Source organism: Methanoregula sp., from assembly GCF_049510175.1.
GTDB lineage: Archaea > Halobacteriota > Methanomicrobia > Methanomicrobiales > Methanospirillaceae > Methanoregula.
In genome coordinates this window covers 13,852-34,576 of record NZ_JBEKZF010000004.1, presented here as the reverse complement: position 1 = coordinate 34,576, position 20,725 = coordinate 13,852, and the positions used below count along the sequence as shown (strand labels likewise).

The following is a 20,725-nucleotide window of genomic DNA, read 5'->3' as shown; positions in this document are numbered from 1 at the left end:
ATCAGGAATAAATAAAATTATGTTTTAATAAATATGAGAAAACCATTACGGATTTTATATCGGATTATATCTTCATAACTAAGACAATCGGTATTCAAGGGGTTTCCCATGAAGATTTGTATTATCGGGACGGGTTATATCGGATCAGTGACCGGAGCATGTTTTGCTGAGATGGGTCACCATATTATTTTTGTGGGAAGATCCCGGAAGAAACTCGATATCATAAAATCCGGAAAGAGTCCGATTTTTGAGCCGGGTCTGGATGAATTGTTATTAAAAAACCGGGAAAAACTCGAAACTACCACGGATATTGCCGAAGCGGTCAAAAAAACAAATCTTACTTTTATCTGTGTAGGGACACCATCGCGGGAAGATGGATCCAGCGATCTCAGCCAGATTGAAGAGGTCTCGCACAGCATCGGAAAACCCCTTCGTTCTGACAAAACGCATCATACCATAGTGACGAAAAGCACAGTACTTCCTGGAACAATCGAGGAGTTTATTATTCCAATCCTCGAGAAAGAGTCCGGAAAAAAGGCATTTGTTGATTTTGGTATCGCATCCAACCCGGAATTTCTTAAAGAGGGGACTGCTATTGAGGATTTTTTCCATACTGACCGGGTCGTGATTGGAACAAATGATACAAGGACCAAAGAGATCCTCGAAGAATTATACAAACCCCTCAATGTCCCCATTTTTTCAACCACGCTCAGGACATCCGAGATGATAAAATTTGCTAGCAATGCATTCCTTGCAACAAAGATCAGCTTTGCCAATGAGATCGGGAACCTGTGCAAAGAACTTGGGATCGACAGTTATTCCGTCTTTGAAGGAGTCGGTCTTGATACCAGAATAAATCCGAAATTTTTCCGGACCGGCATTGGTTTTGGGGGATCCTGCTTCCCGAAAGACGTGTGTGCACTGATTGCCCATGCAAAATCCAAGGGGATTACGCCAAGAGTTCTCAACTCGGTCATGGCAATAAATGAGGATCAGCCCAGGCGGATGATCGCACTCCTGAAAAGGCACCTGAATCCCAAAGGGCGCACAATCGGTGTCTTGGGACTTGCATTCAAGCCTGACACCGATGATATCCGCGAGAGCAGGGCGATACCTATCATAAAAATGCTCATTAAAGCAGGTGCCCGCGTGAAAGTATATGATCCGGTTGCCATGGATAATTTCAGGCAGCAATTCCCGGATCTGGACTATACAACATCTGCAGCAGAAGTCTTGACCTCTGACGCAGTTCTCATCGTGACGGAATGGAAAGAATTTGAGTCGCTTGATTACCACGGAAAACTGGTCGTTGACGGGCGAAGGATAGAGAAAGCCCGCAAGGAAGCGAGAGTGTACGAAGGAGTCTGCTGGTAAATGACTGTAAAAAAAGCTGTTATCCCTGCCGCCGGGCTCGGGACACGCTTCCTCCCGGTGACAAAATCGATGCCAAAGGAGATGCTCCCGATCATCGACAAGCCCGTCATCCATTATGTCGTTGAAGAGGCAGTCGATTCGGGCATCGATGATATTCTCCTGATTACCGGCAGGGGTAAACGCGCCATCGAGGATTATTTTGATGATGCTCCGGAACTCATGATGCATCTTGAACGCCATGGCAAGTGCCAGCAGCTCGATGCTCTCAGGGAAATATCCCGCTTTTCCGGTATCCATTTCGTCCGGCAGCGGGAACCCAAAGGGCTCGGAGATGCAGTCCTGTGTGCTGAAAAGCACTGTAAGGATGAACCGTTTGCGGTCCTTCTCGGGGATGATATCATGAAGGATCGCACTCCCTGTACAAAACAGCTTATCGATATCTTTGATAAAACCGGATCGTCCGTTCTCGCTATCCAGGAAGTACCGACCGAACAACTGCACCGGTACGGTATCGTCAAAGGAAACGAATCCGGCGAAAACCTTCTCCTCCTTGAAGACATTATCGAAAAACCCAGCCCGGCAGAAGCCCCTTCTCATTTCGGTTCCATCGGGCGCTATGTATTCACACCCGCATTGTTCTCCTGCCTGAAACGCACAACGAAGGGAGCCGGCGGGGAGATCCAGCTCACCGATGCCATACGACTCCTTATGAAACAGGAGGATGTATATGCATACATCTACCAGGGCAAACGGTTTGACACCGGCGACAAACTCGGGTATATCGAAACGATTATCGATTATGCCCGGGAAGACAATGCGATGAAAAAGGATCTGAACCTGTTCCTCAGAAAGGTTATGAGACAATGAGAGCCCTCGTTACCGGTTGCGCAGGATTTATCGGAAGCCATCTTACTGACCGACTCCTTGCGGAAGGATACGAAGTAACCGGGATTGATTGTTTTACCGATTATTATCCAAGGAAAATCAAAGAGTCGAATATCCGTGATGCACTCCAGCACAGGAATTTTACCTTTATTGAGAATGATATCCTCGCGATGTCTGTCTACCCGGATGTCGATTTCGTGTTTCATGAAGCTGCACAGGCCGGTGTCCGGGCTTCGTGGGGCTCGAGTTTTTCGATCTATACACGGAATAACATCGAGGCAACACAACGGCTCCTGGAATATTACAAAGATCGGCCGCTGAAGAAATTTGTCTATGCTTCATCTTCGTCCGTTTACGGGGATGCCCCGCTTCCCATGCGGGAAGACATGCGACCCCAGCCGGTCTCTCCCTACGGGGTTTCGAAACTCGCTGCCGAGCACCTATGCTATCTTTACTGGAAAAATTTTGGGCTGCCGACGATATCCCTCCGGTATTTTACCGTCTATGGTCCACGACAACGACCGGATATGGCGATCAATAAATTCGTGAAAGCGATCATGGATGGCACCACCCTCACATTATATGGGGATGGCTCGCAGACACGGGATTTTACCTTCGTTTCGGATATTGTCGAAGCGAACATCCTTGCAAGCCGGTACAAAGAAGGGGGAGAGGTCTTCAATATTGGAGGAGGCAGCAGGATTACCGTAAATTCATTACTATCGGTGATTGAAAAAAGTTGCGGGAAAAAAGCGAAAGTTATCTATGAAGCACGTCAGAAAGGTGATGCACTTGATACGCTTGCGGATGTGCAGAAAGCAGGCGATAAACTGGGATGGAATCCTGCGATCTTTATTTCCACGGGAATAAAATTGTATCAAAATTGGTATTTGGAGAAGATGGCAATAAAATGACTGATGGCGAGAACTATATTGAATCCTCGAGTTTGATTCAGCCTGAGATTGATATCGAACCTCCAAAACGATGGGTTCCCATTAATTTCCGGGAGATTTGGCAATATCGTGAATTGTTATATTTTTTTACCTGGCGGGATATCAAGGTCCGGTATAAACAGACGGCATTGGGATTCGCCTGGGCGATAATCCAGCCCCTGTTTATGATGGTCATCTTCACGCTTTTCTTTGGCAATATTGCAAAGATTCCTTCCGATGGTATCCCTTACCCGATCTTCTCGTATGCTGCATTATTACCCTGGACATTGTTCTCTGAAGGGCTTACGAGATCAAGTACGGGCATTGTTTTAAATGCGAACATACTGACCAAAGTATATTTTCCCCGGCTTATTATGCCGATTTCCAGTGTATTGTCCCCCTTTGTTGACTTCTGTATCGCTTTTGTCATTCTCATTCTTATGATGATTTATTATGGAATTACACCGACGATTACCATACTTTTTCTGCCATTGTTTATCCTGCTGGCCCTTTTCACCTCCTTCGGAGTTGGATTATGGCTCTCTGCACTTAACGTAAAATACCGGGATTTCCAGTACACCATCCCGTTCCTCATCCAGATTTGGTTATTTGCATCACCGGTTGTATATCCCAGCTCCATGCTTCCCCAGCAATTCCAGATACTCTATGGCTTAAATCCCATGGCCGGAGTTATTGAAGGGTTCCGATGGGCTCTTCTCGGTACGAACCCACCGAGTTACATGATACTTGTTTCTCTGGTGATTGTTGCCCTGATTGTTATTACGGGTTTGTTCTATTTCAGAAGAATGGAACAGTACTTTGCTGATGTGATTTAAGTGTACTCGTCCGACCTTGCTATTCGCGTCTGCAACATTGGGAAGAAGTACCGCCTTGGGGGATCAGTTGAAAATTACCAGACGATTCGTGAGGTTCTCGTCAATGCAGTATCAGCACCGATAAAACGGATACGGAACCCCGAACAGATACAGGAGTTCTGGGCACTCAAAGATGTATCTTTCGATGTTCATCATGGAGAGGTTATGGGTATAATCGGGAGGAATGGTGCGGGCAAGAGCACGTTGTTAAAAATTCTCTCCCGCATTACTTCCCCGACAGAGGGACGGGCAAAAATTTTTGGCAGGGTTGGATCCCTTCTGGAAGTCGGTACCGGTTTTCACCCTGAGTTGACCGGCAGGGAAAATATTTTCCTCTCCGGGTCACTCCTCGGAATGCGAAAACGTGAGATCGAAGAGAAGTTTGATGAGATTATCAGGTTTTCTGAAATTGAAAAATTTCTCGATACACCAGTAAAAAGATATTCAAGCGGCATGTATGTCAGACTTGCATTTGCTGTTGCTGCTCATCTTGAACCTGAAATTCTCATCATCGATGAAGTCCTGGCTGTCGGGGATTTTCAGTTTCAGAAAAAGTGCCTGGGTAAAATGGGAAAAATTGCCAAGGAAGGTCGGACTGTTCTTTTTGTAAGTCATAATATGTCTGCAGTTTCTTCGTTATGCACTTCTGCCATATTGCTCGAAAACGGGAAGGTAATTTTGAATGATTCTACTGAGAAGGTAATAGAGCGATATCTGGAAAATCGTTCGGAAAAATCCAATAAATCAATATCCTTGAGGACTGACCGGGAAGGCAACGGGATAATCCGGTTTACCGATTTATGGCTGAGTGATATATCCGGAAAAAGACTGGATTCCGTATATTCCGGACAAGATATCTCCATCAATATCGCATATACATCCAGACAGAATGAACCGCTCAGGAATTTCCGTATAGCATTTGCCTTGCGAAACCAGATGAACCTGCAGATCTCTGATCTTAAAAGTGATGTTGCCGGGTACCACTGGGATACCGTTCCTCCTCAGGGGATAGTGAGTTGTAAATTACCGAAATTACCTCTGAATTCAGGCATTTATTATTTTAATGCAATATGTTTTGTCAATGAAATCATCACAGACTGGGTACGGGACGCAGGTGAGATTGTTGTTGAAGGTGGGGACTTTTTCAAGACAGGAAAATTACCCGGTAAAGAGTGGGGACCACTCCTGTTCGCACAGGAATGGGAAATAAAAGGTTTATAAATTTTCATTTGAGCGATGAAATGATCATTTCGGATAGGACGTAATTATTTTTTTGACAGTAGTTTATTAATTTCTTTGTTAATTTCCGCCATTCTGAGCTCGTATGTATGATCTTTCAATGTACGTTGCTGCCCAGCCTTTGCGATAGCTTCCCGTTCAGCAGGATTTTCCAGGAGATACTTCACTTTTTTTATGCATTCCGTAGCGTCGCGATAGGTCACTACTTCAGTATCAGGTTCAAAGAGGGTAGAAAGATTTTCTTTCCAGTCAGTGATCAGACAGGTACCAGTACCGGTAGCCTCAAATAATCGCATATTTGCTGCAAATTTTGATGAGTTTTCCCCATGATGTACATTCAATACTATTTTGGAATTCGCCATCGCAGAATAGTACTCCAGTCCGAAGATGGGCCGATGAATCCTGTCCGGATAAATCGTATTGAGTGCCGGATAATTCGGGTCCAGTACGCAATTTGCTGCTAGCCTGATGAAAGGTATTTTTTTTCTTATGTCTGTTGATATCCTAAAAAAATTCATCATTTTATTGATTTTATAACTGTAATTCAGAGCGGTCATATCAAATCCTGATAATCGTTTATCTTCAATATCTCCCCAGACAGTAATGGGTGTATTTTTCAGCAGATCATCAATCAACGCATATCGTAATGAAAAATTATCAATGCCATTGCCTAATGATCCCATAAAAGCAAAATCAATATCGGGAGTTTTTTGGCGTGTAATTTCATTTAAAAGAGTTTTTTCAAAAGCAAAAGGCATGAAATATGCATTACAACCGGCTTTTGTAAAATTTTCATAAAAACTGGGGACGCCGGTAATCATAAGATCCAGATCGTTGAAAGAAGCAAAATCGTTTGTATATGCCGTCAGTGAACCGATAATAATTACATTCTTATCGTATGCTTCCCGGATTTCATTTCTTACATCCCGGTTTATTTTATAGATATCATTAAGAAATATTATGTCTGGTTGGTACTGAATAACCTGTGAAATAATAATATCCTTGTACCAGTTATTTGTCCTGAAACTGACACTATTATCCCGTGCCCAGGCTTTCTGAAAAAATTCAACTGATGAATAGAATTGTTGTACTTCATTTCCATGTTCTTTAAGATTTCTCTCGTAAAAATCAGAAGTCGAATACCGGGTCTGGATAAATTTTTTATAAAGTTCTTCGTACGATAGAGATTCATGATCGGGGATTTTTGATAGAAATTGATAAATATAACCGGCATAAACTGGTGAAAATCTTAAAAATCTATATCCCAATGAATCATCCTCTTCGTAATAGAATAAATATGTGTTAAAAGTAATAAATCTATTTTAAATTAAAATCAAGAGGTATTTCATTTATTTTCTATATCCTGTGTCTCCAGACTTATAAGAAAGTAAATATCTATTTTAATGTTCGAAGAATATTATTGAACCTGCAATGTTAAAAAGAGATTTTGGGAAAGTCCCAAGAATCCGATCCTCAAATGCATTCCGACTCTGGTGGAACCGGGTCATGCATCTCATGTTCTGGGGATCATTCAGGAATCTTCATCCGAAGAGCCGGATTTTTGGGTATGATCGTGGGATCCAATCGATTGCCCGGTATTACATTGATAATTTTATTGATAGGAATGCTTCGGATATCCACGGTAGCGTCCTTGAAATTGGGGACAACAGATATACTTCCCAATATGGCGAGCATATAACCCGATCAGATATTCTTCATGTCAGCACAGACAATCCCCAAGCTACGATTGTAACGGATCTGACAAGGTCAGGTGAGATCTCCTCAGATAGTTTTGATTGCATTGTCATAACGCAGACATTCCAGTTCATTTATGATCCGCGATCAGCCCTTAAACAATGCTATCGTATCCTTAAACCAAGAGGTATAATGCTTGCCACATTCTCCGGGATCAGCCAGATCAGCAAATACGATATGGAACGTTGGGGGGAGTACTGGCGGTTCACTTCACGGTCAGTCAACAATCTTTTCACGGAATTTTTTCCTGAGGAAAATATTACTATTGATATTCAGGGAAATGTTCTCGCCGCAATATCTCTTCTTGAAGGGTTGGCAAGTTCAGAATTGAGTGGTAAGGAATTGGATTATCACGATCCGGCCTATGAGATAATTATCAGTGTCAGAGCGATTAAACCGGAGACAAGTCTGGATAGTGGAAAATAACGAAGAGAATTATCGCATGATTCTTCAATGTGCCTTACGGGAAAGATGAACGATGATTAAACCCATAATACAATCTTTTTACCAACGAATCAGTCAACAAAAAAATCGGTTGGGGAATATTTTTCAACCGCGGGCAGTGGTTCTCCTTTATCACCGGATCAATGAATTTCGGCCCGATCCACAATTAATATGTACATCCCCTGCACATTTTGAACAGCATTTAAAAATCATTCAGGAATATTATCATCCCATCAGTTTGGCACAGTTGGGAGAGGGAATACAAAATAAAGATCTGCCCCGCAATTCGGTAGTCATCACATTCGACGATGGTTTTGCAGATAATCTATGGAATGCCGCACCTCTTCTTGAAAAGTTTGGGATACCTGCAACCATATTTGTTACCAGTGGTTTTATAGATCAACCCGCTGAAATGATTTCCGATGTTCTTGAGCATATCTTACTGGGCATGGATACGCCCCTAAAAACTCTTGAGATTCAGGTGAACGATAAAATGATTAGATGGAACTTGGATGATCCTTCGCCACGACCGGCTACATGGAATGTACAATCAGGTTCTGATCCAAATCTCAGGCAACGTTGTTACCGTGAAATCCACCGGCTGATGCGATCATTGCAGCCGGAGGAACGACAGAATATCCTGTCGCAGTTATTTGTCTGGGCGAACTGTACAGAAAAATACCGTCCTGAACGCAGAATAATGAATTCTGAAGAGCTCAGGAATATCAGTAGAAGCGGTTTGATTGAAATCGGAGCGCATACTATCTCCCATCCAATGCTGGCAAAACAATCTTCTTCATTGCAACAACAGGAAATTTCTGGTTCCAGAGAGCAGCTTGAGAAAATTCTGGGTCATCGGGTTACCAGCTTTGCCTATCCCTATGGCGGCTCTGATGCAGTTGATGCACGGACAATCGGGTATGTTAAAGCTGCCGGTTTTCGAATAGCCTGTGACAATGTTCCTGGCACCGTTGGTTACAGAACTGATCTTTTTGGACTTCCACGATCTCTGGTAAGGGATTGGGATAACAAAACGTTTTATAAACAATTAAAGTATGCATTTCTAAAATGATGCCCGGTTAATGTATGCACATTCTTCAAGTTAGTACAAGCGATTTGGGTGGTGGTGGGGCCGAAGGAAGTGCGTGGAGATTGTTCCAGGCATATCGTACGCTGGGTCACCAAAGCTGGCTCGCAGTAGGTACGAAACGCAGCAGTGATGAGAATGTGCTGGTCCTTCCAAATAACCAGAAGATCAGTTCCTGGTCCCGGTTCTGGTGGAAAAGCGGCAATGCCCTCCTGCCTCAGCACCTGAAACAACCCGGTGTTGAAGAATTCCGCAGCCTGATCCAGAATTTTCCAGTTCATCCCGAAAGACTGGCCAGAAGCGCATTTGGCAGCGAAGATTTCGACTTTCCCGGTAGTCGCTCCCTGCTGAACCTGACACCTCACCGCCCGGATATTCTCCATTGCCATAACCTTCACGGTAATTATTTCGATCTCCGGGTCCTTCCTGAATTGAGTACACAGATACCGATTATCATTAATCTGAGGGATGCCTGGCTCCTGAGCGGACACTGTGCTCATTCATTTGACTGCGAACGATGGAAAACAGGTTGTGGAAAATGTCCGGATTTGTCAATTCCCAATAGTATCCATCGGGATGCCACGGCATATAACTGGCGGCGTAAAAAGAAGATATTTTCCCGGAGCCGGGTTTTCGTAACAACGCCGAGCCAGTGGTTGATGGACATGGTAGAGCAATCCATGCTCGCCCCCGCCATTATTGAGATGCGGGTTATCCCAAACGGTGTTGATCTCTCTATATTCCAACCCGCAGATCGCTCAAAGGTCAGGGCTGCCCTTGGCCTGCCGGAAGATGTGCATATCGTCCTGTTTGCGGCGAACGGGATCCGCGCCAATATCTGGAAGGATTACGCGACGATGAGGCGGGCTATCAAGCTTGTTTCTGAAAAAATGGCTGATGGAAAGTTGCTTTTTCTTGCATTAGGAGAAAACGCGCCGGATGAGCGGGTGGGTAATTCTATCATTCATTTTGTCCCCCACCAGAGTGATATGAGGATGGTTGCTAGATATTACCAAGCTGCCGACCTTTATATCCATGCGGCCAGGGCAGATACATTCCCTAATACTATATTGGAAGCGTTAGCCTGTGGTATACCGGTAATAGCCACTGCTGTCGGGGGAATACCGGAACAAATACATGAGGGGAAGACCGGTTTTCTCACTCCACTTGGTGATGCATCAGCGATGGCCGGGGCAATCTGGCGATTACTTGAGGATCCTGATCTTCGAAAGAAAATGGGAGACGCGGCAATAAGAGAGGTAAATGAAAAATTCAGCCTGGATTTACAAGTGAAAAGATTTTTGAGCTGGTACGAAGAGATAATTTCGAACTGGAAATAACACTACGATAGAATTTTTTTGGAAGTTTAAGGGAAATCTGGAGAACCCCATGGGTTGGAGGCGCCATGTGTCATTGCGGTAATTTGTATCGTCGTTCATCCCCCCCAGGAGGATGATGCTCCCGTCCGGCATTGCCATACTATGTTGAGAATATCTCTCGTTCCATCCGGAACTTACATTCACTAATGACCACGTTGCTCCCTCATCGGTGGATTTCCACGTATCATTAAGATAAATATTTTTTAAGGTATAACGTCCTCCCATCAGGAAAATGCTTCCATCCGGCAATACTGCATCAGATAGAGCGCGCCTTGGCAACCAACCCGAACTTGTATTTATTAACGTCCATGTTAATCCTCTATCGGTGGATTTCCAGGTTTCGTTTGAATCTTGATCGCTGGAATTTATCATACCCCCCATTATCACGATATTGCCATCGGGCAATAATGCAGTAGCAAAGTTTCGTCTTGGCGACCATCCGGGGCTTGAATTTATCTCTGTCCATGTTGCACCCTTATCGGTAGATCGCCAGACATCACTTGGAATTGGGTACCCGTGTGGCCCTACCCCACCTCCCATAATTAATATACTGCCGTCTGGCATCGCCACGCCGCCATGTCCCCATCGTGCTGACCAACCGGAATTGGTGTTTACCTGGACCCATGTTACACCTTTATCGGTGGATCTCCACGTATCATTCGCATAACCGCCTGTACCGATTGCATATCCGCCCGCTACGATTATACTCCCATCAGTTGATACGATTCCGGGAAAATTGTCTCTTCCGGACCATGTCGCATTCGCGGTTTGTTGCGTCCAGGTAACACCATTATCGGTCGACCTCCACACGTCATTAAGAAAACGGGAGATAGTGCCGTTATTTTCACCGCCCATCAGTACGATACTGCCATCCGGCATAGCCACGACGCCGGTGAGACCGCCTCTTGCCGGCCACCCGGCGCTTGAATTCAGCTCAGTCCATGCCGGGTTATTGGATTTTAATTCATTGACACAGCCAGCAGACATGAGAAGAGTAATCAATAAAACGAGAAAAAAGGAGTATTTCATCATCACTCCTTTCATTTTATAAACGAAATATTTTCTTGTTTAATAAAGAATTTGAATTACTTTTGTTTCCAGATGACCATTCACCATATAATTTGTCCAATTTTACATCGGAGATAAAAAGAGTGATTACTTAATGTATGACAACGTTAATTTTTTAATTATCTGGCTTAAAAGGTAAGTCTTCATGACGCGTAATTCCGGTTCTCAATCTTTGATTAATCAGGGAGTATCTATTGTTCTCGGGACGTACAATCGCAAAAAATTCCTCCAGTTGACTATCGACAGCGTGAGGAAGGAGATTGCCAGCTTAAAATTTCCCTGCGAAATTATTGTTATCGACGGGGGTTCAACTGACGGAACCTTGGGATGGTTGTTGAAACAGAAGGACATCATCACTATCATCCAGCATAATCATGGAGCCTGGCAAGGAAAAAAAATACAGCGGAGATCTTGGGGCTATTTTATGAATCTGGGCTTTAAGTGCGCTCAGTATAAGTATATCTGCATGCTTAGTGACGACTGTCTTGTTGTTCCGGGTGCAATACGAAATGGTTACAACCTATTTGAGGAAGAACTTACAAAGGGAAGTAACACCGGTGGTGTAGCATTTTATTGGAGAAACTGGCCTGATCAAGAACTATATTGGGTTGGGCTAACCCTTGATGGAAAAATGACAATAAACCATGGAATGTATCTGAACAAAGCACTTCAGGAAGTCGGATACCTTGATGAAAATTTTCATTTTTATTTTGCCGACGGTGATTTATGTCTCAAAATATGGTCGAAAGGTTATAAAATTATAGATTCGGGAAATTCGTATATTGAACATTATTCTCACGCAAATATCGCAGTACGGAATTCTAATATCCAACAACAGAACGAGGACTGGGCTCATTATTTACAGAAATGGCAGAATATTTTTTATGATCCGGAACAAGCGGATACCGGAAATAATATAAAAAAAGAGTTTTTTGATCCGGACAAAACATATAGAAAGTTCAAATCGTTGCATTTCTTGAATATAAGACACCATATCGTATATCATGCCCAGAAATACTTCCCACGGAAATTAATTTCTGTCATAAAAAGTATATTCAATAAAACTAAAAAGCATGTAAATATCCGAAAATAAAAACAAGTGATACTATCAAAAAAGAATCGTTTGAAATTTAAGGAGGTGAAACGTGTGCGAGCGATTGGAAATCTCATCAATGGTATCCGGTTAAAATTAAAAAGATATGAAGAAAACTCAAAAATTATCCCATACAAATTTATTCATAAAACTGCCCAGCTCGAATTAATAGATCTCATTGATGTTAAAACCAACGCGGAAATCAAGGATTATGTAATCATTAAAACATATCGTAATCCGGTGGTAATTGGAAAGAATACCCAAATCAATCCCTTCTGTGTCATTTATGGAGGTAGTGGTGGCGTTTATATTGGGGACAATGTGATGATCGCACCGCACTGCATGATCGCATCGGGAATTCATGATTACAAGCAAAAAGAAGTCCCTATGAGATTTGCCGGAAATCTTACAAAAGGCCCGATAATAATAAAAGATGATGTCTGGATAGGTGCAAATTGTACAATTGGAGATGGGATAACAATCGGTGAGGGGGCGGTTGTGTCCGCGAATAGCTTTGTGAATAAGGATGTTGAACCCTATACTATTGTGGGCGGTGTTCCGGCAAAAAAAATCGGGACTCGATAATTGATACAATAAATCGATGTGAGAGTCTCCAACAAATTTCTCCCCTTTTAACCGTGTTGTGCATCAAAAGGTGAATTATCGAACAAAAACGTTTGCTATATCTTATTGATTGTATCTGGAGGTAAAATCATTGCAACAAATCAAATAGGATTAAAATGCGGAGAATCACACTAGGGGTTTAATTGATACTTTATTTTTTTTAAAGTAAAGTCATTTAAATAGTTTGCACAAGTAGTATAGAATTAGGTGGTCTTTTGGCAATAAGTAATATTTTTATTAAAATTAACGAAGTAACAAATAAAATTTCGAAATTTATAGAAAACCATACAATCGTTGTTATTATCGCAATAATTCTATGTGGATCCTTATTGAGATTTTCCACTCTTTTTGCAATGGGATTTCCATTAGATGTTCCATTAAATGGCGGAGGTTTATATTATCAATTTTCAAAAACTATTCTGGAAAATAATTTTTCATATCCCGTGTATATTCCATTTTATACCGAAAATGGACTTCCTTTTGCATATCCGCCTTTATGTTTTTATATTATTGCCTGTTTTTCATATATAACCCACATAAAGATCATAACCCTTCATATATATTTTCCAATCATAATAAGCGCACTCACTGTCATCGCTTTTTATTTTTTAACAAAGCGTTTTTTTCACGAGAAAAATATGATTATATTTAGTACCTTTTTATATGCAATTTTATCATATGCGTTTGCGGATTTAATTGTTGGAGAAGGATTGGTAGAAAGTTTTGGGGTTTTAATTTTTCTTATCGGCTTCATCTATCTAGACAAATCATTTACAACAAATAATTTAAGATATACAATTATTTCTGGAATATTATTTGGCATTACAATTTTATTAAGTCCTGGCGGGGCATATGCATTTAGCATAGCACTAATTGTATTATTAGTTATTAAAGGTAAGAATCTTGTTGGAATAAAAAAAATTTTCTCAATTGCAATTATCGGATTTTTCATTAGTGTCCCTTGGTGGTTAAATGTAATAAAAAATCATGGATTTAACACATTATTAAATGGTTTTTTCTCCAGACAAGGAACGAATATTTTTGAACTTTTAATAAAATTAGCATTTTTTGACAATTATTTTTATGAAGCGTTTATTGCCACATTTTGTCTAATCGGTCTCTTTTATTGTCTCGTTAAAAAAGAATATTTATTACCTGTATTGTTCTTTTTTTTCGTTATTGCAGGAGAAATAACGTATATAATTCCAATTTTTGCAATATTGCTTGTAACTATTGGCTTATTTAAAGTAATTATTCCGAGCTTAAATTCAGTATCTCATAATAATGATTATTGGAGTCGAATTTGTGTAATTTTTTTTATAATTGTTATATGTTTCCATGCTTTAGGTATGAGTTATATAAACTTAAATGAACCAGGTCAATTGAAATGGGCCTTAAATAAATCAAATGTTAATGTTGAAAAAAATGATCTGGATGCAATGAAATGGATTGAGAATAATACAAATAAGTCAAGTATTTTTATTGTAATTAGTGATGATCAAATTTGGTGGTTAAATGATTGGTTTCCGGCTCTAACGCAAAGAACGACAGTGAATACTGTTTTTGGAAGTGAATGGACGAATAAATACAAATTGATGCTAAAGTTAACCGGTAAATTAAATGAATGTAATAATATTGTTGATTTGACGAATCTCACATCTCTATACTCGATTCATTTCACAGATATTTATTTCAGTAAATCTCAATCAAATCAAGATTTTATTAATAATTTAACAGAGTCAAAACAATATAAAAAAATATATGAAAACGACGGGGGTATTGTATTTGAATCAACTTCCTTTACAACGGTATAATAGGATTAGACATCTAAAAATAAACAATGATTAATAGAAATCTAAAATGAAATTTGATTTAAGGAAAATTTATGATAATTGTCCGGTTAATCGGTGGTCTTGGCAACCAGATGTTCCAGTATGCCCTTGGTCGAGTTTTATCACTAAAATGGCATAGTGATCTCTATCTCGATCTAACCCACCTTACGACTCCCCCCCCTAATATTACGCCTAGACGATATGCACTTGATAAATTCAATATAGAAGCGGATATTGCTTCTTCAGGTTTACTCAAACAAGTACCATTTTCGCAAAAAGAAATATTTCTTATAGGATTCCGAAATTTTTTTACCAGAAAAGCAATATTCCAGTATGTGAAGGAACCAACTGTAAATTTCAATAGAGGAATGCTGGACCTGCCCGATAATGTCTATCTTGAAGGGTACTGGCAGAGTGAAAAATATTTTGCAGGTATCAGTGATGTCATCAGGCAAGATTTTATCATTTTACCCAATCCTTCCGAAAGGAATCAAAAGATCCTAGATGAGATTCAAGAATGTAATTCAGTGAGTGTTCACGTACGCAGGGGGGATTACATTACCAATCCGGAAACACGCAGGATTCATTTTGTCTGTGATGAAGAGTATTATCGAAAGGCACTCGAAATAATCATGAAACAAATTAAGAATCCCCATATCTTCGTATTCTCTGATGATACTGATTGGACTGATAATCACATTATGCCGGATGCTCCGGTGACATATATCACTCATAATATTGATAAACAAAGTTATGAGGATATGCGTCTCATGATGCATTGCCGACATCATATCATCGCCAATAGTTCATTCAGTTGGTGGGGGGCATGGCTTGGCAAGAAGCCGGGGCAATTAGTGGTTGCACCGAGCAGGTGGTATAATACAAAACTCTGTAATTACTCTGATCGATTGCCATCAGATTGGATTATTACAATTTAATGAGATATTGCTACCAATTCCTTTAAAAGAAAACAGCTGACAAGGAATGAAATATATTCGCTAATAAGATCTATCCAGCGGATGGTGTTATGCCTAGCCCAAAAATTACTGTTCTCATGTCGGTATTCAACGGCGAGAAGTATCTTCGGGAAGCAGTTGAGAGTATTCTCGGCCAGACATATACAGATTTTGAATTCCTGATCATTGATGATGCTTCAATGGATAGTTCATCGGAGATTTTAAGACAATATGCGGATCCCCGGATCAGATTAATAAATAATGAAAAAAATCTGGGACTGACCAAATCGCTGAATATGGGGATAGCACTTGCAGAAGGAGAATATATTGCCAGGATGGATGCCGATGATATCAGCCTTCCTGACAGGTTCGAAAAACAGATCGCATTTTTAGAGAGGACCCCAGAAATTGCACTTCTTGGTACAAGTAATTATTTTATTGATGAGAACGGTAAAAAAACTGGAATGCAAATCGTTCGTAAGAATCCTAGTTTTGATTTACTTTGCAACGAAAATCAGTTCAATCATGGATCAATTATTGTTAAAAAATCCGTCGTCAGAAATCTTGGAGGTTATAATGAAAATTTCAGGTATGTCCAGGATTTTGAGTTATGGCTTCGCATTGCAAAAGAATTTCCGGTGCGAAATTTGGTCGAACCGCTCTATAAACTCCGCATGCATAATGAAAACATTGGGCATTTAAAATCTGAAGAATCAGCTCTGTATTTTTTGTTCGCTGTTAAATTAAACACCGGAAGAATAGATCAAAAGACGATTGATATTATAAAAAATAACGGGATTCGTTATCTTATGCCGCATCTGACCAAAAAAGAGATGGTATATTATTACGATTCTCTCGCAAATATGTACATAAGAAATGGCGATTTCAAAAAGGGAAGGGAGCAATATAAACAAATATTTCGCATATCCCCATTAAATGTTGCCAACACTTACCGGTACTTCCGGTCTTTTTTTGGGATAAGATTCATTAAAATGACCTATAATCTTTACCTATATATTTCAAATAAGGGAGCTGAACTGATTAGCTGAAGACAAAACAGATTTCCACCAAAAAAAATCTCCAAAATTTGATATTTGAGTCTTGCAAAACCTTATTGCTAATAAATTTTCAAGAAAGAAAATAAGCCGGTCGTAACAAATGAAACAACTTGCGAATCATAAAAATAAGGGTATTTTTTTTTATTTTGGTTTATTTCACTTTTTTTACAGACAAATACGAAATTATTTATTAAAAAAAATATACAGTCCTTTCTTTGGAGGACACGGAAAAAATTTTTCTTTTGATCCTGATGGTGAATATTACTATAGCAATATTTTTGTTGGCGACAATGTATCCCTTGGCAGTAGGCCTACACTCATAGCTTCTCTTTCAAAAATTCAAATCGGAAATAATGTAATATTTGGACCAGAGGTAACCATTATAGGAGGTAACCATAATACGTCGTATGTTGGTAAATTTATTGTTGATGTCACGGATTCTGATAAAAAACCTGAAAATGATCTCGGAGTAATCATTGAGGATGATGTTTGGGTCGGAGCACGTGCGATCATTTTAAATGGAGTTAAAATTGGTAGAGGATCAATCGTTGCAGCGGGAGCAGTAGTCACTCATAATTCTCCTCCATATTCTATTATTGCAGGAGTCCCGGCAAGGATAATCAAGTTTCGTTGGGATGTTAACACAATTTTACACCACGAGCAGGAATTATATCCCCCGGAAAAAAGACTTTCACGAAATGATTTAGAGAAATATCAGGACGATTTAAGGAATAGTTCATTCGATCCCGATGAATAGATCTTTTCTTGTGAATTAAGTTTAAACTCAATTAATTGCGCATTTCCGGGGCTGAATATAAAATATATTTGACCAAAGCTTAGAACTCCTTTATGATAAAATTCCCCTTTTCGATAAAAGATATACCCGGGGATCTGATCAATTTGATTTGGAGATGGAATCAAAATATGATGAAAATATTTTAAATCAATCTTGTTCAATCCTGGATAATTTTCGGTACGGAGATACGAATCAACAAAAAAATCGGAAATGATCATATCGCCATTCTGGAGAGCTATCTCGAAGAAAGAGAAGGACTGGAGGTCTTCATTATTAAAATATGTTGAAGAATAATTCGGCCATAAATCCTGTGAATCGCCGGCAACTGATACGCTGGTGAGAGATAAAACAGAGAAAACGGCAAAAAAGCAGAAGATTGCGAGCCACAATATATATCGGGACCTCTCGTTTTTCATCCGGATCTGCAATAAAAATAATATCCCTGCAGCCATGATTAAGGCCATAAACGGTGCGATATATAGGCTGAACCGGTAAAATCCTAAAATCTGATCGATCAGGTAAATGCTGTTGAGAGGTGTCGGAACAAAAAAGGGGATCATGCAAATTGAAAAGACGGCAAAAATAACGGCAAATACTGGTTTCTTCCGATAGAAGGCATAGCCAAGCCCGAACAACCCGAACAACATGAAGATCCCGATCTGAATATTATGCGTGATGTAGTAAACAATTTCGGCAATCCCTTCCTTTTTTGTCATCAAGGCATATGTGGGATCTTTGGCATTGAAGATTCCTTCAACAGTAATTGAACGGAGCCGTTCATCTGTAAGTGCACTCGCCAGGTCAAGAGAGACATACATCCAGTATGCGATGAAAATGATTACCAGTACCGCGAGAATGGAAAAATCATTGATCCGATCCTGGCAGAAGAGATAAACACAGGCAAGCATTACTGCCATTATGAGGAGAAACTGGGGCAGAGAAACCGGATGGACCGTGACCAGAAAAACAAAAACCGGAATTATCAGGAGTATGTAATGCCGACGGTATCTTTTTTCCTGTGATATCTTGAACACCAAGTACAACATGATGATAAACCCGACAAATGCCAGAGCACGGGTTATCATGTAACTTCCATAAAACACGACGATGGTAAAATTTGCATAGACCAGACAACTTAGCAACGAGATCTGTTTATTTTTTATCGTAAAGAACAGGAACAGATACACAAACCAGATGGTTCCGACAAAAATCAGGCCCATGATAAAGAACAAACTCATTTTTACATTGAGATTCGTTAGATGGGAACTCATTGCAACGAGGATGTGGTAAAGTGGAAAATTGGCATAGAGGGCATTGTAGTCTGCAGGCAGGATATGTCCCGTTAAAAAAATATAATTCGACCATGTGATATGATCCAGAGTATCTGTCATGCTGAAGAAGAGCTGATACTTGAAGGTTATCCCGTAAATTAAATTCAGTAACACCAGGCTGATCTCTGATAAGATGACAATATAATTCAATGACGATGAAAAGATCTGGAAAAAAATGATCAGGTACAGAATTGAAATTATGACGAAATAATACCAAGGTCGGGTGTCACTCCCGTACAGTACGATGATGGAAAGTGAATAGAGAAGGACAAAAACCGAGGATAACAGTTTTCTGTTAAAGCCGAACATTGCCTGTGACCGTTTCGGGTCAACGTTGTACCGATAGAGATAGGAAAGTGAAAGAACGACGAACAGGCAAGGAACAAGATAAATTGATGTCTCGAGAAAAATAGAAAGGGGGAGTTCCTTATTGATAATATAAGATAATGAATAAACACAGATTATACCGATTATGACGAGAACCTGAAAAAATTTCTCCAAGGGATATTCAAGCAGATTGAACCGCATACTTCCTCATTCATGTTGCATATTTTCGTTTTTGGTTCCTGATCAAAGAATATTTTGATATTGAGAATTCAGGTCAAGTATATCATTTGATCTCTGTTCGTATTGAATTATTTCGACTTTAAAACAATTCATTCATACGCGAAGAACTCTAAAAGGAAGATGCTTTAAATCCAACAGTTGAATTGCAAAATAAAGTGAGAACAGACAATGAAAGGTTAGAATTTAATAAATCCTATTACTTGTCGATAGGGTATTCTTTTTTGATGAGAATAAAAAGTGAAAGATAAAAGACTATCTCTATTAAAAAATGTCATTCCATCGTTCCACAGTCTTTTCAAAAGTAAAATTCTCCTCCACAAATCTTCTTCCATTCGACGCGATCTTCTCCAGGTTCGGAGAGTTCAGCGCCCGCATAATATTCTCTGCTATACATTCCGGCGAGTTATTTTTCATAATAAATCCTGTCTCGCTATCTCTTATGAAATCCGGTATCGCCCCAACCGGTGTCACAAGCACAGGTGTCCCACACGCCATTGCTTCAAGCATAATGTTGGGCAGTCCCTCGGCATAGGAGGGGAGGATAAGAAGCCGGAGCTGGTTCAGATAATAGGGAAGGTCATCATGAGAGATCCAACCAGGGAAATCCATATAGCCCGTTAGTTTTTCTGCTTGTAAAGATGCTTTAATACTCTCCTTCAATTGCCCATCACCCCCAACTAGGACTCGTAGATCCTTTTGATCTCTAAGCAAGGCAGGTAGAGCCTGGACGAAGTTCTGGACTCCTTTTTCCTCGCTCAGCCGGCCAATATAGCCGATAAGATAGGGGCGGTCAGATAGAGATACGATAATCTTGAAAGTATTAAGATCAAGGAAATGCTCTCGGGCGATAAGAATTTTATGTGCATATTGCTGTAGATTCCAGTCTTCAATAAGTGTAGGAGAATAAATTATAATATTATCAGCTAATTTTAAATTTATTTTAGAGGTTATTCTTACGATATTTACGAGGGGATCCTGTGCGAGCGATAAATTAAACACCGTTGAGCCTAAAAGCAAAATAATAACTCTTTTTTTCAATAGCGATGCAATAATTACTGGAATAATCGCATATTCCCCTTCATAAAAAATCCATGTATCAATTTTTTTTGGGAGTTTCAATATTATTAAAGAAGCTTTGATCTGACCACAGAATCCTCTGACAATTCTTAAAAAAGGATTTCCAATTTTATAGTTGATACCATATACCTTAAACCGGCGTTCTTTTTTAAATTTATTATAACCCTCATTGCCGGTAATTACTACAAAAGAATCCGAAATACTGAATAGAATTTCAATGAGATTTGATAAGGGAAGGACACTGGCACTCTCTAAAGGTACAGTAAATATTCCTATCCGCAGATTTTTTTCCGGCATGAAATCTTTCTCTCTTTATAGGAACTATTCAGGATGATATGTCTTATTATATCACA

The 20,725-nt window shown here is 40.1% G+C and carries 18 protein-coding genes; 14 read left to right on the top strand and 4 right to left on the bottom strand.

Annotation, left to right across the window (positions count from 1 at the left end):
- Positions 1 to 108 precede the first annotated feature (108 nt).
- The 5 genes from ABSG49_RS06925 to ABSG49_RS06905 are packed head-to-tail and all read left to right on the top strand — an operon-like array spanning position 109 to position 5,287.
- Positions 109 to 1,374: a UDP-glucose dehydrogenase family protein gene (locus ABSG49_RS06925; protein ID WP_424025393.1), complete on the top strand. Its 1,266-nt coding sequence runs from the start codon at positions 109 to 111 to the stop codon at positions 1,372 to 1,374.
- Positions 1,375 to 2,241 (top strand): UTP--glucose-1-phosphate uridylyltransferase GalU, encoded by an 867-nt coding sequence (galU, locus tag ABSG49_RS06920; RefSeq protein WP_424025392.1) that lies wholly within the window; start codon positions 1,375 to 1,377, stop codon positions 2,239 to 2,241. It abuts the gene before it with no gap.
- On the top strand, positions 2,238 to 3,173 hold the full coding sequence (locus ABSG49_RS06915; RefSeq protein ID WP_424025391.1) for an NAD-dependent epimerase/dehydratase family protein: 936 nt from the start codon (positions 2,238 to 2,240) through the stop codon (positions 3,171 to 3,173). Before galU ends, ABSG49_RS06915 begins: the two co-directional genes overlap by 4 nt.
- Positions 3,143 to 4,027, top strand: coding sequence for an ABC transporter permease (locus ABSG49_RS06910; RefSeq protein WP_424025390.1), 885 nt, complete (start codon positions 3,143 to 3,145; stop codon positions 4,025 to 4,027). The genes ABSG49_RS06915 and ABSG49_RS06910 overlap by 31 nt, the downstream gene beginning before the upstream one ends.
- Complete coding sequence (locus ABSG49_RS06905; RefSeq protein WP_424025389.1) at positions 4,028 to 5,287, top strand: ABC transporter ATP-binding protein; 1,260 nt, start codon at positions 4,028 to 4,030, stop codon at positions 5,285 to 5,287.
- A 44-nt stretch (positions 5,288 to 5,331) separates the two neighbouring features.
- On the opposite strand, the gene ABSG49_RS06900 is transcribed toward ABSG49_RS06905, so the two are convergent.
- A complete protein-coding gene (locus tag ABSG49_RS06900; RefSeq protein ID WP_424025388.1) occupies positions 5,332 to 6,573 on the bottom strand; it encodes a CgeB family protein in 1,242 nt (413 codons plus the stop codon).
- Positions 6,574 to 6,736: 163 nt separating this feature from the next.
- On the opposite strand from ABSG49_RS06900, the gene ABSG49_RS06895 reads away from it, so the two are divergent.
- The 3 genes from ABSG49_RS06895 to ABSG49_RS06885 are packed head-to-tail and all read left to right on the top strand — an operon-like array spanning position 6,737 to position 9,931.
- Positions 6,737 to 7,486 (top strand): class I SAM-dependent methyltransferase, encoded by a 750-nt coding sequence (locus ABSG49_RS06895; protein WP_424025387.1) that lies wholly within the window; start codon positions 6,737 to 6,739, stop codon positions 7,484 to 7,486.
- 52 nt (positions 7,487 to 7,538) lie between these two features.
- Complete coding sequence (locus tag ABSG49_RS06890; RefSeq protein WP_424025386.1) at positions 7,539 to 8,576, top strand: polysaccharide deacetylase family protein; 1,038 nt, start codon at positions 7,539 to 7,541, stop codon at positions 8,574 to 8,576.
- A gap of 14 nt (positions 8,577 to 8,590) precedes the next feature.
- A complete protein-coding gene (locus tag ABSG49_RS06885; protein WP_424025385.1) occupies positions 8,591 to 9,931 on the top strand; it encodes a glycosyltransferase in 1,341 nt (446 codons plus the stop codon).
- Here ABSG49_RS06885 and ABSG49_RS06880 read toward each other — a convergent pair.
- Positions 9,875 to 11,014, bottom strand: a complete 1,140-nt coding sequence (locus tag ABSG49_RS06880) for a Kelch repeat-containing protein (RefSeq protein ID WP_424025384.1) — start codon at positions 11,012 to 11,014, stop codon at positions 9,875 to 9,877. The two genes, ABSG49_RS06885 and ABSG49_RS06880, sit on opposite strands and share 57 nt — an antisense overlap.
- A gap of 169 nt (positions 11,015 to 11,183) precedes the next feature.
- On the opposite strand from ABSG49_RS06880, the gene ABSG49_RS06875 reads away from it, so the two are divergent.
- The 6 genes from ABSG49_RS06875 (at position 11,184) to ABSG49_RS06850 (ending at position 17,358) form a co-directional block, all read left to right on the top strand.
- Positions 11,184 to 12,131: a glycosyltransferase family 2 protein gene (locus tag ABSG49_RS06875; RefSeq protein ID WP_424025383.1), complete on the top strand. Its 948-nt coding sequence runs from the start codon at positions 11,184 to 11,186 to the stop codon at positions 12,129 to 12,131.
- Between the two features lie 54 nt (positions 12,132 to 12,185).
- Complete coding sequence (locus ABSG49_RS06870; RefSeq protein WP_424025382.1) at positions 12,186 to 12,716, top strand: acyltransferase; 531 nt, start codon at positions 12,186 to 12,188, stop codon at positions 12,714 to 12,716.
- Between the two features lie 254 nt (positions 12,717 to 12,970).
- On the top strand, positions 12,971 to 14,569 hold the full coding sequence (locus ABSG49_RS06865; protein WP_424025381.1) for a glycosyltransferase family 39 protein: 1,599 nt from the start codon (positions 12,971 to 12,973) through the stop codon (positions 14,567 to 14,569).
- A 71-nt stretch (positions 14,570 to 14,640) separates the two neighbouring features.
- Positions 14,641 to 15,525, top strand: coding sequence for an alpha-1,2-fucosyltransferase (locus tag ABSG49_RS06860; protein ID WP_424025380.1), 885 nt, complete (start codon positions 14,641 to 14,643; stop codon positions 15,523 to 15,525).
- Between the two features lie 89 nt (positions 15,526 to 15,614).
- Positions 15,615 to 16,592 (top strand): glycosyltransferase, encoded by a 978-nt coding sequence (locus ABSG49_RS06855; RefSeq protein ID WP_424025379.1) that lies wholly within the window; start codon positions 15,615 to 15,617, stop codon positions 16,590 to 16,592.
- A 109-nt stretch (positions 16,593 to 16,701) separates the two neighbouring features.
- Entirely contained in the window at positions 16,702 to 17,358 is a 657-nt protein-coding gene (locus tag ABSG49_RS06850) for an acyltransferase (protein WP_424025378.1), read from the top strand.
- Here ABSG49_RS06850 and ABSG49_RS06845 read toward each other — a convergent pair.
- Together ABSG49_RS06845 and ABSG49_RS06840 are read right to left on the bottom strand one after the other, a co-directional pair.
- Positions 17,316 to 18,788: a hypothetical protein gene (locus tag ABSG49_RS06845; RefSeq protein ID WP_424025377.1), complete on the bottom strand. Its 1,473-nt coding sequence runs from the start codon at positions 18,786 to 18,788 to the stop codon at positions 17,316 to 17,318. The genes ABSG49_RS06850 and ABSG49_RS06845 overlap by 43 nt on opposite strands.
- Positions 18,789 to 19,556: 768 nt before the next feature.
- Positions 19,557 to 20,669: a glycosyltransferase family 4 protein gene (locus tag ABSG49_RS06840; RefSeq protein WP_424025376.1), complete on the bottom strand. Its 1,113-nt coding sequence runs from the start codon at positions 20,667 to 20,669 to the stop codon at positions 19,557 to 19,559.
- Positions 20,670 to 20,725 lie beyond the last annotated feature (56 nt).